The 479-nt window shown below is 74.1% G+C and carries 1 pseudogene; it reads right to left on the bottom strand.

The window, feature by feature from the left end:
- Positions 1 to 479: pseudogene (locus tag PUR61_RS08715) on the bottom strand (M4 family metallopeptidase); the annotation flags it as partial.

The raw sequence follows: 479 nt of genomic DNA on the forward strand, positions 1-479 counted from the left end.
CATGTCGGTGGTGTAGGTGCCGCCGCGCGTTCCGTCCTTGAGCTGGTAGCCGGAGTCGGTCGGGGTGGTGCCGATCGGGACTTCGCCGACGTGGACGCCGTGGCCCGTGCCGGTCTGCACGCCCTCGAAGGTCCGGATCACTTCGCCGTCGGTGGCGTCGGTGATCACGTGGAGCTTGCTCGGGCCGCCGTCGTCGGTGGTCCCGGCGATCACGGTCTCCCAGGCCACGCGCGGGGCGCCGTCGGCCGCCCAGACCACGAGCCGGGGCGGCCGGTTGACGGACGTGCCGGGCTGGGCGTCGAGCGCGGTGGTCTGGGCCCGTGCGGCGTTCAGGGCGGGTGAGGTGTTCAGGCCGGTCAGGGGTGCGTCGGACGCGCGGTCGACACCGCGCAGGGTTCCGTTCGGGGCCTGGTGCGCCACGAGGTCGCCGCCCAGGACGGGGAGCCCGGAGTAGGTCCGTTCGTAGCGCAGGTGCCGGG

This window comes from Streptomyces sp. BE20 (assembly GCF_036322525.1).
Taxonomy (GTDB): Bacteria; Actinomycetota; Actinomycetes; order Streptomycetales; family Streptomycetaceae; genus Kitasatospora.